General features: G+C 38.3%; 12 protein-coding genes and 1 pseudogene. 11 read left to right on the top strand and 2 right to left on the bottom strand.

Going from position 1 to position 13,711, the window contains the following annotated elements:
• Positions 1-70 precede the first annotated feature (70 nt).
• From hfq to FNN08_RS00355, 7 genes are all read left to right on the top strand, one after another.
• Positions 71-310 carry an RNA chaperone Hfq gene (gene hfq, locus FNN08_RS00385; RefSeq protein WP_143582661.1) on the top strand — a complete coding sequence of 80 codons (240 nt, stop codon included), beginning with the start codon at positions 71-73 and terminating at the stop codon, positions 308-310.
• A 32-nt stretch (positions 311-342) separates the two neighbouring features.
• Positions 343-1,629, top strand: a complete 1,287-nt coding sequence (hflX, locus tag FNN08_RS00380) for a ribosome rescue GTPase HflX (RefSeq protein WP_143582660.1) — start codon at positions 343-345, stop codon at positions 1,627-1,629.
• 158 nt (positions 1,630-1,787) lie between these two features.
• Positions 1,788-2,948 (top strand): FtsH protease activity modulator HflK, encoded by a 1,161-nt coding sequence (gene hflK / locus FNN08_RS00375; protein ID WP_143582659.1) that lies wholly within the window; start codon positions 1,788-1,790, stop codon positions 2,946-2,948.
• Positions 2,949-2,950: 2 nt separating this feature from the next.
• Entirely contained in the window at positions 2,951-3,829 is an 879-nt protein-coding gene (gene hflC, locus FNN08_RS00370; protein WP_143582658.1) for a protease modulator HflC, read from the top strand.
• 101 nt (positions 3,830-3,930) lie between these two features.
• The gene (locus tag FNN08_RS00365) at positions 3,931-4,119 is read left to right on the top strand and encodes a DUF2065 domain-containing protein (RefSeq protein WP_143582657.1); all 189 of its coding nucleotides are present in this window, start codon (positions 3,931-3,933) and stop codon (positions 4,117-4,119) included.
• A gap of 145 nt (positions 4,120-4,264) precedes the next feature.
• Entirely contained in the window at positions 4,265-5,563 is a 1,299-nt protein-coding gene (locus FNN08_RS00360; protein WP_143582656.1) for an adenylosuccinate synthase, read from the top strand.
• A gap of 248 nt (positions 5,564-5,811) precedes the next feature.
• Positions 5,812-7,053 carry a malic enzyme-like NAD(P)-binding protein gene (locus FNN08_RS00355; protein ID WP_143582655.1) on the top strand — a complete coding sequence of 414 codons (1,242 nt, stop codon included), beginning with the start codon at positions 5,812-5,814 and terminating at the stop codon, positions 7,051-7,053.
• A gap of 106 nt (positions 7,054-7,159) precedes the next feature.
• On the opposite strand, the gene metJ is transcribed toward FNN08_RS00355, so the two are convergent.
• Positions 7,160-7,465 (bottom strand): met regulon transcriptional regulator MetJ, encoded by a 306-nt coding sequence (metJ, locus tag FNN08_RS00350; protein ID WP_143582654.1) that lies wholly within the window; start codon positions 7,463-7,465, stop codon positions 7,160-7,162.
• A 205-nt stretch (positions 7,466-7,670) separates the two neighbouring features.
• Between metJ and metB the strand changes: the two genes are divergently transcribed.
• The 4 genes and pseudogenes from metB to FNN08_RS00330 form a co-directional block, all read left to right on the top strand.
• A complete protein-coding gene (metB, locus tag FNN08_RS00345; RefSeq protein WP_143582653.1) occupies positions 7,671-8,837 on the top strand; it encodes a cystathionine gamma-synthase in 1,167 nt (388 codons plus the stop codon).
• The gene (gene metL / locus FNN08_RS00340; protein WP_143582652.1) at positions 8,837-11,290 is read left to right on the top strand and encodes a bifunctional aspartate kinase/homoserine dehydrogenase II; all 2,454 of its coding nucleotides are present in this window, start codon (positions 8,837-8,839) and stop codon (positions 11,288-11,290) included. Before metB ends, metL begins: the two co-directional genes overlap by 1 nt.
• Complete coding sequence (gene metF, locus FNN08_RS00335; protein ID WP_143582651.1) at positions 11,290-12,171, top strand: methylenetetrahydrofolate reductase; 882 nt, start codon at positions 11,290-11,292, stop codon at positions 12,169-12,171. The genes metL and metF overlap by 1 nt, the downstream gene beginning before the upstream one ends.
• Positions 12,172-12,281: 110 nt before the next feature.
• Positions 12,282-12,377, top strand: a pseudogene (locus tag FNN08_RS00330) (methylenetetrahydrofolate reductase); the annotation flags it as partial.
• A gap of 69 nt (positions 12,378-12,446) precedes the next feature.
• Here the strand turns inward: FNN08_RS00330 and argE are convergent.
• Positions 12,447-13,595 (bottom strand): acetylornithine deacetylase, encoded by a 1,149-nt coding sequence (gene argE, locus FNN08_RS00325; protein ID WP_143582650.1) that lies wholly within the window; start codon positions 13,593-13,595, stop codon positions 12,447-12,449.
• Positions 13,596-13,711: the final 116 nt, after the last annotated feature.

Genomic DNA, 13,711 nt, shown 5'->3' with positions numbered 1-13,711 from the left:
ATAAAAACAAATTGTTTAGTAAGTTAGGTACATATTAACCGAATATACAATAAAAAAAGGGGCCAATATAATGGCAAAAGGTCAATCTTTACAAGACCCATTTTTGAATGCTTTACGTCGTGATCGCATTCCAGTGGCAATTTATCTTGTCAACGGTATTAAACTACAAGGCCAAGTTGAGTCATTTGACCAATTTGTTATCTTATTAAAAAACACGGTAAGCCAAATGGTATATAAACATGCTATTTCAACGGTTGTACCGTCACGTGCAGTAAATACTTCGACTGATTCAGATCACTCGATGGAATAAAGCTTAAATGAAATTGAATTGGAATTGTTCACTTGTTTGATAGGCATCAAGCAGGTGAACAAGCAGTACTTGTTCACATAGATTTTCCGCAAGAAAACGCCCGCGAAGACCAGCAAGAATTTGAAATGTTAGTATCTTCTGCAGGCGTAAATTCTTTAACCGTTTTAACCGGTAAGCGTGATTCTCCCCATCCTAAATTTTTTGTCGGTAGTGGTAAAGCTCAAGAAATAGCTGAAGCTGTTCGTTCATTCGAAGCAGACGTGATTTTATTTAATCATGCGCTAACTCCTGCCCAAGAAAAAAACTTAGAAGCACTTTGTGAATGTCGAGTGATCGATAGAACGACACTGATTTTAGATATCTTTGCTCAACGAGCTCGTACTCATGAAGGTAAGTTACAAGTTGAGCTTGCGCAGCTTAAGCATATGAGTAGCCGTTTAATTCGAGGTTGGACTCACCTTGAGAGGCAAAAAGGTGGTGTCGGCTTAAGAGGCCCAGGTGAAACACAGCTCGAAACGGATAGACGTTTATTACGTGAACGTATGCATAACATAGGCAAGCGCCTTGAAAAAGTTGAAAAGCAGCGCATGCAAGGTCGACGATTACGTCAACGTTCAGAATTGCCAACTGTCTCGCTAGTTGGTTATACCAATGCGGGTAAATCGACTATATTTAATCGTATTACCGATGCCGATGTATATGCTGCAGACCAATTGTTTGCAACGTTAGATCCAACACTACGTAAACTAAAGATTAAAGATGTTGGTCGTATTATTTTAGCTGATACAGTTGGGTTTATTCGTCATTTACCCCATGACTTAGTTGCTGCGTTTAAAGCAACGCTAACCGAAACTCGTGAAGCGCACTTACAATTGCATGTGGTCGATATATCGGATGAGCGACGAGCTGACAATATGGCGCAAGTTGCGCATGTATTAGAAGAAATTGAAGCTGATGACATTCCACAGTTGTTAATTTGTAATAAAATAGATAATTTAGCCGATGTTGCTCCTCGTATTGATAGAGACGAGTTTGGCAAACCAATCAGAGTATGGTTATCGGCGCGTGCAAATATTGGCATGGAGTTGTTGTCACAAGCGTTATCTGAATTATTAGCAACAGAAATAGTAAAATACAGTTTAAAAATTCCGCCTCGAGCAGGCAAACTGCGCGGTACTTTGTATGAGTTAGATTGTATTGCCGAAGAACATTTTGATGATGAAGGCAATTGTTTAATGGAAATCAAAATGCCGCTTCGAGAGTGGAATCGATTAATAAAAGCGCCTGAATCTGAAATAGAAGCTTTTATTGAGCATTAATACTCTTAAAACAATAAATACTTACAAAGTTAGAACATAAAATAGATGGCTTTAGTAACACTTATTGATATATTAGTTACCATAACGCTAATGTCAGTACATAAATCAGACATTAGCAAAATAATATTTTTAAATATTGCAACATAGCGGAGAGCAAAATGGCTTGGAATGAACCGGGGAAGAACGATAATGACCCCTGGAAAAATAAAGGCGGACGTGATCAAGGTCCACCTGATTTAGATGAATTACTAAAAGATCTTGGTAATAAATTCGGTGGTATTTTTGGTAATAAGCCAAAAGGTACTGGTGGATCAAACAAGAGCTTTAGCGGCATTGGTGCTGGTATTGTAATTGCTATCGCTGCTGTTGTTTGGGGCGTAAGTGGTTTTTACACTATCAAAGAAGCACAGCGTGGCGTAGTACTTACTTTTGGTGAATTTAGCTCAATGGTTGAACCAGGTATTCACTGGCAGCCTACCTTCATTGAAAAAGTTATTCCTGTTGACGTACAAACAACTCGTAACTTACCTTCAGGTGGCTTTATGCTTACTGAAGATGAGAACGTTGTTAGCGTTGAAATGCAAGTGCAATATCGTATTGTTAATGCTCGCGATTACTTATTCAGTGTAACTAATTCTGATGCAAGTTTAGAACACGCTTTTGATAGTGCAATGCGCTACGTTGTTGGTCATTCGAAAATGGATGAAGTATTAACGTCAGGTCGTGAACAAGTACGTCAATCGGTTTGGAGTGAATTAGATAAAATCATTGAACCGTATAATCTTGGTATTATTGTTTCTGATGTTAACTTTAAAGATGCTCGTCCACCAGAGCAGGTTAAAGACGCGTTCGATGACGCGATTGCCGCTCGAGAAGATGAAGAACGTTTTGTTTTAGAAGCTGAAGCTTATGCATTATCTGTTGAACCAGAAGCGCGTGGTGCGGCAAAACGTATGGAACAAGATGCGTTAGCTTATAAAGAACAAATCGTATTAGCAGCCGAAGGTCAAGTGGCTAAATTTGAAAAGCTATTACCTGAATATAAAGCGGCTCCTGAAGTTACTCGTCAGCGTTTATACCTAACAACAATGGAAAAAGTATACAGTAATACTTCTAAAGTTATGGTTGATGTTGATGGTGGTAATAACATGATGTACCTACCATTAGATAAAATTATGCAACAGCAACAACAAGCTCCGGTTAACCAATATAACCGTGGCTTAACACCATTAAAACCGGTTAATCCTTCGCAAGGCCAGAATTCATCTGTGAATTCAACGTCTAGCCGAACTGATCGTTTTAGCCGAGGAGATAACTAATCATGAAAAACTTTTCAATTATCATAGTTGTCTTATTGGCGATGTTAACTGTGTCTTCAATCTTTGTTATTAATGAAGGCGAGCGTGGCATAGTATTTCAATTCTCTAAAATTAAACGAGACTCAGCTGGCGAAATGCGAATTTATGAGCCGGGTTTACACCTTAAGATACCTTTTATTGAGCGTGTAAATAAAATTGATGCGCGTATTCAAACTCTTGATGGTGCACCAGATCGCTTTGTTACATCAGAGAAAAAAGATCTATTAGTTGATTCGTACGTTAAATGGAAAATCGTTGATTTTTCTACTTACTATGTACGTACAGCCGGCGGTAACATTGATAATGCTCGTGCGCTATTAAAACAAAAAGTGAATAATGGTTTACGTACCGAATTTGGTACTCGTACTATTAAACAGATTGTTTCTGGCGACCGTGATTCATTAATGGAAAAAGCGCTTATTAGTGCAGAATCAAGTAAAGCTGACCTTGGTATTGAAGTTATTGATGTACGTGTTAAGCAAATCAATTTACCAAAAGAAGTAAGTAATGCGATCTACGAACGTATGCGTGCAGAGCGTAAAGCGGTAGCACAAGAGCATCGCTCGCAAGGTCGAGAGAAAGCAGAAGTAGCTAGAGCAACTGTTGATGCTAAAGTAACTATCATGTTAGCTGATGCGAAAAAACAAGCATTTACCCTACGTGGTGAAGGTGATGCAACAGCCGCTAAGGTTTATGCTGATGCTTACGGTAAAGATCCAGAGTTTTATGGCTTTATTCGTAGTTTAGAAGCTTATGAAAATAGTTTTAGCAGTAAGAGTGACATCATGGTGGTTAAACCTGATAGCGACTTCTTTAACTACTTAAAAGCAACTAAAAAATAGTTTAATACGCTAAGATTCTAATCTAGATGTAATTATTAAAACCTCAATTTGAACATTCAAGTTGGGGTTTTTTATTAATATCAGCCATAAAGAAGTGATATATGACACTATCAATTGTTATTACCGCCTTAGCATTAATGCTCATTTTTGAAGGTATTGGGCCATTTTTCTTTCCTAATCGCTGGCAAGAATTTATGTCAAAACTGGCCAAAGAAAATCCTAAAGTACTTCGTCAGATGGGAGGGGCATTACTGTTAATAGGTTTTATGTTGTTGTTTTTCAATCAATAAATCATCACTTTTAACTATGATTGTTTTATCGACAATTGTTGGTTAACAATTCAACTACAAAAAAGATTATAAAATAGGTGATCTAATCGCCTGTGTTTGTTAAAATCCCCGCCTAATTTTCTTTGGAAATATGTAAATTAATATTATGGGCAAAAACGTCGTAGTTTTAGGCACCCAATGGGGTGACGAAGGTAAAGGTAAAATCGTTGATCTACTAACTGATAAAGCGAGCTTAGTTGTTCGTTATCAAGGTGGTCACAATGCCGGTCATACACTAGTAATTGACGGTGAAAAAACCGTATTACATTTAATACCGTCAGGCGTTTTACGTGATAACGTAAAATGTTTAATCGGTAACGGTGTTGTATTGTGTCCTAAGGCACTAATGACAGAGATTAAGATGCTTGAAGCTAAAGGTGTTCCAGTACAAGAACGCTTACTAATTAGTGATGCATGTCCCCTTATCTTGCCATACCATAACGCTTTAGATGCGGCACGTGAAGCTGCTCGTGGTAATAAGAAAATCGGTACTACCGGTCGTGGTATTGGTCCAGCTTACGAAGATAAAGTTGCTCGTCGCGGTTTACGTGTTAGCGATTTATTCGATGCTGAGTCATTTGCTGCTAAGTTAAAAGAAATTATGGAATACCATAACTTTGTTTTAACTAACTACTACAAAGCAGAGCCAGTTGATTTTGATACTGTATTAGCTGATGCACTGGCTGTAGCTGATACAATTAAAGCAATGACTGCTGACATCTCTGAAATGTTAGACCAAGCACGTAAAGCGGGTGACTCAATCATGTTTGAAGGTGCACAAGGTACACTTTTAGATATTGACCACGGTACATACCCATACGTTACTTCTTCAAATACTACTGTTGGTGGTGTTTCTACTGGTAGTGGTTTTGGTCCTTGTCATTTAGACTACATTTTAGGTATCACTAAGGCTTACACAACTCGTGTTGGTTCTGGTCCTTTCCCAACTGAACTTGACGACGAAATCGGTCACCACTTAGGTACTGTTGGTCATGAGTTTGGTGCAACTACAGGACGTGAGCGTCGTTGTGGTTGGTTTGATGCTGTTGCTATGCACCGTGCGGTACAAGTTAACTCTATTACTGGTTTTTGTTTAACTAAGCTTGATGTTTTAGATGGCTTAAAAGAACTTAAAATTTGTACTGGTTACAAGACTGCATCAGGTGAAGTGTTAACTGTGCCACCAATGGCTGCAGAAGGTTACGAAAACATCACTCCAGTATACGAAACTGTTCCTGGTTGGGATGAAGTAACTGTTGGCGCAACAAGTGTTGAGCAATTACCAGCAAATGCTATTGCTTACATCAAACGCCTTGAAGAAGTTACTGGTGTGCCAGTTGATATTATTTCAACAGGTCCTGATCGTAACGAAACAATTATTTTAGTAAACCCTTTCGCTGAGTAATTACTAAAATCGAAAAAAGCCGGGCCTACTTTAAAGTGAGCCCGGCTTTTTTGTATCTAAATTTCATCATCTTTATACGTGTTTCTATCAATGAGGCATAGTTAAACGCTTGTTTGTCTTTAAATCGTAACAAAACCGATATTACTTATAATAAAAAAAATAACACATCATTACAGAAAGCTGAAAGTTTTCAGGTAGTATTACATTTTCTGTAAGCTGTTAAACTCAATTAGTATTAAGGTATCAATATGACTGACCTTCGCCAACAAGCTCTTGATTATCATGAATTACCAACTCCGGGTAAAATATCTGTAACTATCACCACCCCCGCTGAAACTGCCAAAGATTTATCTTTAGCTTACAGCCCTGGTGTAGCTGAGCCTGTTCGTGAAATAGCCAAGAATCCTGATGATGTTTATCGCTATACAAATAAAGGTAATACAGTCGCGGTTATAAGTGATGGTACAGCCATTTTAGGTTTAGGCAATCTTGGTCCTATGGCATCAAAGCCCGTAATGGAAGGTAAGGCATTATTATTTAAACGCTTTGCTAATATTGATTCATTCGATATTGAAGTTAAGCACAATACCGTTGAAGACTTTATCAATACCGTAGCTAATATTGCTGATAGTTTTGGTGGTATTAATTTAGAAGATATCAAAGCCCCAGAATGTTTCATTATTGAAAAAGCATTAATTGAGCGTTGTAAAGTACCTGTTTTTCATGATGATCAACACGGTACTGCAATAGTTACTGCTGCTGGCATGATCAATGCGCTAGAAGTTCAGGGCAAAGATATTAAGTTTGCTAAAATTGTTTGCTTAGGTGCAGGCTCTGCAGCGATCGCTTGTATGGAGTTACTAATAAAATGTGGAGCAATGCGTGAGAACATTTATATGCTCGATCGTAAAGGTATTGTTCATACTCGCCGTGACGATTTAAATGAATACAAAAAGCTTTTTGCTAACAATACCGATAAGCGAACACTAGAAGATGCTATTGAAGGCGCGGATGTTTTTGTTGGTGTTTCTGGGCCCAATTTATTATCGGCTGAACAATTAGAGTTAATGGCACCTAATCCTGTTGTTTTTGCTTGTTCAAATCCTGACCCTGAAATTGATCCCGCTGTGGCTCATGCTGCTCGCAATGATTTAATTATGGCAACGGGTCGTTCTGATTACCCAAATCAAGTGAATAATGTTTTATGTTTCCCATTTATTTTTCGCGGCGCTTTAGATGTGCGTGCTAAAACCATTAATGATGAAATGAAAATTGCCGCGGTGCATGCGATTCGTAAAATTGCCAAAGATGAAGTTCCAGAGGAAGTGTTAATCGCGAGTGGCAGTAAGTCATTAAGTTTTGGTAAAGACTACATTATCCCTAAACCTATGGATCCTCGTTTACTTAAACAAGTTGCATTTGCTGTTGCACAAGCAGCGGTTGATTCAGGTGTAGCTAAAATTGATATGCCTGAAAACTACATGCAGTAGGCAATAAAATAAACTCACTATTAAAGCACCAATAAATTTTTGAGTAACACAAATAAAAAAAGCACCTTAGGTGCTTTTTTTTGTATTTAATCGCTGTAGAAAATAGTTATTCTTCAAGCAGACCTTTTTCGGCTAACAGCTTACGAACACTTTCAGGCATAGCGTTATCATTATCTTTAGTTAAGTCACTATCATCTGGTAATGGCTGCCCGGTAAATGCATGCAAGAAAGCCTCACATAGTAATTCACTATTTGTTGCATGACGTAAGTTGTTCACTTGTCGACGAGTACGCTCATCAGTTAATACTTTTAGTACGTTAAGCGGGATCGAAACAGTAATTTTTTTTACTTGTTCGCTTTTTTTACCATGCTCCGCGTACGGATTGATGTATTCCCCATTCCACTCTGCCATGGATATTCCCCATTAATTTATTTTTTATGTTGGCTTTTAAACCACTTATTTTAATAACCATAAATTGTACTGGTTCTGAGATTCTAGTCAACATCTAAAAGCAAAGATGTTTAGATGGCTAAAACTTCTTGACCTAAGACAATAAACCATTTAGATTTATAGACGTCTAAACATCCGATTGCCCCAAAATACAAAAGAGACGACTATGAAACACGATAAAAGTACAACAATTGCAGTAAGAGCAGGCATTAATAGTGATGAGCATCACGGTGCAGTAGTACCTGCAATTCATTTATCGAGTACTTATAGTTTAAAAGGCTTTAATGAAAAACGAGAGTTTGATTACTCTCGCACAGGCAACCCAACAAGAGCAACACTCGCTGAAGTTATTGCTGATCTTGAAGGTGGTAGCAAAGGCATTATTACTAGTACGGGCATGTCGGCTATTCACCTCATCTGTCAGTTACTTAGTACTGAAGACACTTTATTAATTCCCCACGACTGTTATGGTGGCAGTTACCGCTTATTCACCTTTTTAGCGCAAAGAGGCTTATTTAAGTTAGTTGTTGTTGATCAAAATGATCAGGCTGAATTAAGTAAAGCATTAGCACAAAAACCAAAATTAGTGCTATTAGAAACACCGAGCAATCCTTTATTACGTATTATTGATATTGCTGCCATCTGTGAGCAAGCTAAAGCAGTAGGCGCCTTAGTTGCCGTTGATAATACCTTTTTATCACCTCTTCTGCAGAAGCCTTTAGAGTTAGGTGCCGATATCGTTATTCACTCAACTACTAAGTTTATCAATGGCCATTCTGATGTTGTTGGTGGTGCAGTGGTAACTAAAGATCTTGAACTTGGTGAACACCTTGCTTGGTGGGCTAATTGTATTGGTATTACTGGCGCTGCATTTGATAGCTTCTTAACTTTGCGTGGCATTAAAACCTTACCTGTACGTTTAAAGCAGCATAAAGAAAATACCGAACAATTGGTTGAGTTTTTACAAAGCCATGCGGCGATAGAAAAAATTTATTACCCAGGTCTGGTTGATCATCCTGGCCATCAAATAGCTAAAGCCCAACAGCAAGGTTTTGGCAGTATGTTCTCATTTGAATTAAAAGGTGGCGATGCACAGGTGCGAGAATTATTTGCAAAATTAGAGTTATTTACGTTAGCGCAATCATTAGGAGGCGTTGAAAGTTTAATCGCGCATCCATCAACCATGACGCATGCAGGTATGGATATTGAAGCGCAAAAAGTAGCAGGCATTAGCCAAACACTAATAAGAGTGTCGGTAGGGATCGAAGATATTAACGATATTATCGCGGACTTAGATAATGCTTTAAATGCAACACTAGCGGTATCAGAATAATGTCTCAGCAATTAAATAAAATAGCAACAGAGGCTAGCGCAGAGCCTTTACGCGTTGTACCAAAAGAAATAAGCGTTCATAAATTTGGTGGTAGCAGTTTAGCTAACGCTCAGTGTATTGAGCGTGTTGTAGCCATTTTAAAGGATAATGCCAATTTATCTGATTTAGTTGTTGTTTCAGCTAATGGTAAAACCACTGACCAATTATTTGCATTACTTGCGAATGACAATGACGAAAGCGAGTTTAATCAGCAGCTTGAACTTGTTCTGGCTAATCAACAGCAATTAATTAGTGAATTACTTAGTGGGCAGAATGAACACGAGTTACTGAGCGCATTAAGTGCTGATATTGATCAAATTAAGTTATGGCGCAGCAATATAGAGTTAGCTGCGCAACGTAATAACTTATTAGCCTTTGGTGAAGTTTGGTCGGCTCGCTTATTAGCAAAAGTTATCAGCACAAAAATTTGCCCAGCTAACGCCATAGATGCTCGCCAAGTTTATATTTTAGACTCAACCAATAACTTTCAATTAGATGAGAGTTTGAGTCAGCAAAACTTAGTTAATAAAAAAGTAACTGGCCAATTGAATATACTTACCGGCTTTATTGCTAGTGATGAGCAAGGGCGAGCACAAACATTAGGCCGTAATGGCTCAGATTTTAGTGCCACAATTGCAGCGCATTTACTTAATGCTAGTAATACCGTGTTATGGACCGATATAGATGGTATTTATAGTGCAGACCCGCGAGTAGTACCAAATGCCAGAAAATTACATCGCCTAGAGAATTCGGTTGCAAAGGAGTTAGGACGATTAGGTAACCCTGTATTGCACGCAAATACGTTAAATCCTCTTGCAACACATAATATCCATTTACATGTCGCCAGTAGTTTTGCCCCAACAATTACGGGTACGGAAATCGGTGCTTTTGGTGAAATTGCCAAACAAGAAATATCAGTAACTCATAATAATGATTTACTTTATATTCATAGCGATGAGTTTACTGCAGATATCCTTGCGCAAATAGAATTACGTTTTCAGCCTCTTTATCAATGTGTTGATCAAACTTGTGTTGTACTTTCGCAGCAATTTGTAGATTTAGCCTTACAGTATTTAGAGCAACAGCAGTTAAGCTTTAGCCAAAAACCAGTGTCGCTTATTGCCGTTGTAGGTTATAACATTGCTAGTCGCGGTGAAATTAAAGCAAGGTTTAAGCGAGCCTTAACTGGTGAGCCAATAGCTAAATTTGTCGGTTCTGAAAATGGCCATAGTTTATTAGCCTTTTTTGATGATGCGTGTTCGGTTGAGTTTGTGAATAAAGTTCATAATAAAGTAACCAAAGATACTCGCAATATCGGCTTAGTCGTTGCCGGCTTAGGTAATATTGGGCAACGATTTTTAGAAATGCTGCCAGCACAATTAACTCGAGTACATGCTTTAGAGAATGTACATCTGGTAGGTTTAGCAACGTCTAAAAAAGCATTAATTAATACTGATGGTATTGATGCTAAACACGCAGTTGAGTTATTTTCTGAGCAAAGTAAAAATTATGACAATAAACAACTTGTGCAATGGTTAGAACACCATCCTTATGATGAACTAGTGTTGGTTGATATAACGCCAAGTAGTGCCTTTAGTGATTTATACCATGATTTCTTCGAGCAAGGGATCCATGTTATTAGTGCAAATAAATCTGCTGGTGCAAGTGACCCAGAAAACTACCATAACTTACTTGCTAAGATGGAGTTATCTAAAAGTAAGTGGTTAGTCAATGCAACTGTTGGCGCAGGTTTACCAATTAATTACGCGTTAAATGACTTAAAACAAAGTGGCGATGTGATCGAGGAAATATCAGGTATATTTTCTGGTACTTTATCATTGTTATTCGCAAATTTTGACGGAAGCGTACCTTTTTCTGAACTTTTAATTGATGCTTTAGAGCAAGGATTTACTGAGCCAGATCCTCGTGACGATTTATCTGGGCTTGATGTACAACGTAAATTACTAATTTTGGCAAGGCTAGCAGGCTATGACTTAGCGCTAGAAGATATTGCTTGTGAAAATTTAGTTCCTGAGTTTGCACAAAAACTAGAACTTAGTGAATTTTTAGCCAGAGCCAATGAATTAGACAGCTACTATGGAGATAAACTAGCGCAAGCACAGCAGCAAAATGGTTGCTTACGTTATATAGCTCGCTTTATCGATGTAGATAATAAAATTAGCGCAAGAGTAGGCTTAGAAATATTACCTAATGACCATGCTTTTGCTAACTTGACGCCGTGTGATAATGTCTTCTTATTAAAGTCAGCATGGTATCAAGACAACCCATTAATAATTAGAGGTCCAGGCGCTGGACGAGATGTCACCGCAGGTGGCTTACACTCAGACTTAGTTAACCTTTGTAAAGAGTTAGCAGTAACAACGAAAGCCGTAGAAATCAAAGGAATCAACTAATGAATGCTAGAGCACGCCAATTAGACTTATTAAACCAAACTGTTCGCGATTTAGATCAAGATTTAAATGTATCATTTGAGTTTTTCCCGCCAAACTCTCCTGAGATGGAAACAACGTTGTGGAACTCAATTGAACGCTTAGCACCATTAAAACCAAGCTTTGTTTCGGTTACTTATGGTGCTGGTAGTGGTACTCGTGATCGTACTCACGGTGTGATCAAACGCATTCAACAAGATACCGGCTTAATTGCAGCGCCGCATTTAACTTGTATTGATGCTGGCCGTGAAGAGCTTATCGATATCGCCAAAGATTACTGGGAAAGTGGGGTTCGTCATATTGTCGCACTACGTGGTGATTTACCTAACAGTGGTAAAAAACCAGATATGTATGCCAATGACTTAGTTGAATTATTAAAAGGTGTAGCTGATTTTGATATCTCAGTAGCAGCATACCCAGAAGCACACCCTGAGTCTAAAAACGCACAGTTTGATTTGGTTAACCTTAAACGCAAAATTGACGCAGGTGCTAACCGTGCCATCACTCAGTTCTTCTTTGATATGGACTCATACTTAAGATTTCGAGATCGCTGTGCCGCAATTGGTATTGATGTTGAAATCGTACCGGGGATTTTACCAGTATCAAACTTTGCCACATTAAAACGCTTTTCTAAATTAGCTGGCGTTAATGTGCCAAACTGGATGGGGAAAATGTACGAAGGTTTAGACGACGACCCAACTACTCGTAATTTAGTTGGAGCAAATATTGCGATGGAACAAGTAAAAATATTACGCAGCGAAGGCGTAAACGATTTTCACTTTTATACATTAAACCGCTCGGAACTTACTTACGCTATCTGCCACACATTAGGCGTTCGCCCATAAAGCAAATCAAGGGGGTCAGATCAACTTGAAATAAAAATAGAATTTCAAGTTGATCTGACCCCCTTGATTTTATAAGCAGTAGTGCTGGATTAAATCTAATAGNAAAAATATTACGCAGCGAAGGCGTAAACGATTTTCACTTTTATACATTAAACCGCTCGGAACTTACTTACGCTATCTGCCACACATTAGGCGTTCGCCCATAAAGCAAATCAAGGGGGTCAGATCAACTTGAAATAAAAATAGAATTTCAAGTTGATCTGACCCCCTTGATTTTATAAGCAGTAGTGCTGGATTAAATCTAATAGGATTTTTTCTGTAGGGGCTATTTGGTCAAAGGCCAAAAACTCATCCGGTTGGTGAGCTTGTTCAATAGAGCCAGGGCCTAAGACTATTGTTTGACAGCCTAGTTGTTGGATAAACGGTGCTTCGGTAGCGTAGTTCACTACTTGGCAACAATGTCCTGATACTTTCTCGGCGGTTTTAACTAATTCACTGTCTTTATCTTCTGCAAATGCTGGCGAGCTTGGGTGCATCTCTGCCATTGTTACTCTGCCTGGAAACTTTTCGGCTAGAGGTTTTAGTGCCTCGCTCAACCAGTGTACTAACTCTTCATCTTTAATGCCGGGCAGGGCACGTAAATCAATATCTAAATAGCAATCACCACAAATTCGGTTCGCACTATCGCCACCTTTTATTGCGCCAAAGTTTAACGTTGGCTCTGTTACTGTAAATGCTTCATTAACATAGTTGGCTTTTAAATCTTGCTTTAATTGCATTAGGCGACCAATAACTAAATACATTATTTCTATCGCATTTACCCCTTTTGAGGGTTGGCTTGAATGACCAGATTTACCCTGTACAGAAATACGGTGCGACATATGGCCCTTATGCATAATTATAGGTACTAAGTTAGTTGGCTCACCAATAACAGCAACATCTGGTTTGGCTAACTTACTTTCAATAAAAAACCTAGCACCAGCCATTGTTGTTTCTTCATCAGCACTAGCTAACACATATAAAGGTTTTTTTAATTGCTTGGCATTTAGACCTTTGCAAGCTTGCAAAATAAAGGCAAAAAAGCCTTTCATGTCACAAGTACCTAAGCCATAGAATTTATCATTGTCGGTTTTAATACTAAAAGGGTCGCTATTCCAGCGTTCTTGATCAAAAGGTACGGTATCACTGTGCCCTGATAATAATAAACCACCTTCACCATCACCAAGTTTTGCTAATAAATTGAGCTTACCTCTACTATCAGGAACTTCTTGTAAAGTAATGTTAAAACCGAGTTGTTCAAACCAAGTAGCAAGTAGGGTGATAACACCTTTATTGCTTTGATCCCACGAGCTATCTGTAGCACTTATTGAATTAGATGCGATAAGTTGGCTAAGTGATTCACTAAAATTAGGTAGATTATTCATAAATTAGATTAAAACCGTAAAATACTTATGTTAAATAATTGCATAAGTAGTCAATAATTGTTATTTTGTTGCCTTCAGTGTAATAAACCCCAAAGCTTCTGGCTACTTCTTATTTT

The organism is Thalassomonas sp. M1454 (assembly GCF_007097525.1).
Classification (GTDB): Bacteria; Pseudomonadota; Gammaproteobacteria; order Enterobacterales; family Alteromonadaceae; genus Thalassotalea_A.
The sequence above is the reverse complement of the archived record's forward strand: the minus strand, read 5'-3'. Positions and strand labels throughout refer to the sequence as shown.

Coding starts and splice junctions, on each gene's coding strand:
- hfq (WP_143582661.1), top strand. CDS start 71: ATGGCAAAAGGTCAATCTTTACAAGACCCATTTTTGAATGCTTTACGT.
- hflK (WP_143582659.1), top strand. CDS start 1,788: ATGGCTTGGAATGAACCGGGGAAGAACGATAATGACCCCTGGAAAAAT.
- hflC (WP_143582658.1), top strand. CDS start 2,951: ATGAAAAACTTTTCAATTATCATAGTTGTCTTATTGGCGATGTTAACT.
- FNN08_RS00365 (WP_143582657.1), top strand. CDS start 3,931: ATGACACTATCAATTGTTATTACCGCCTTAGCATTAATGCTCATTTTT.
- FNN08_RS00360 (WP_143582656.1), top strand. CDS start 4,265: ATGGGCAAAAACGTCGTAGTTTTAGGCACCCAATGGGGTGACGAAGGT.
- FNN08_RS00355 (WP_143582655.1), top strand. CDS start 5,812: ATGACTGACCTTCGCCAACAAGCTCTTGATTATCATGAATTACCAACT.
- metJ (WP_143582654.1), bottom strand. CDS start 7,465: ATGGCAGAGTGGAATGGGGAATACATCAATCCGTACGCGGAGCATGGT.
- metB (WP_143582653.1), top strand. CDS start 7,671: ATGAAACACGATAAAAGTACAACAATTGCAGTAAGAGCAGGCATTAAT.
- metL (WP_143582652.1), top strand. CDS start 8,837: ATGTCTCAGCAATTAAATAAAATAGCAACAGAGGCTAGCGCAGAGCCT.
- metF (WP_143582651.1), top strand. CDS start 11,290: ATGAATGCTAGAGCACGCCAATTAGACTTATTAAACCAAACTGTTCGC.
- argE (WP_143582650.1), bottom strand. CDS start 13,595: ATGAATAATCTACCTAATTTTAGTGAATCACTTAGCCAACTTATCGCA.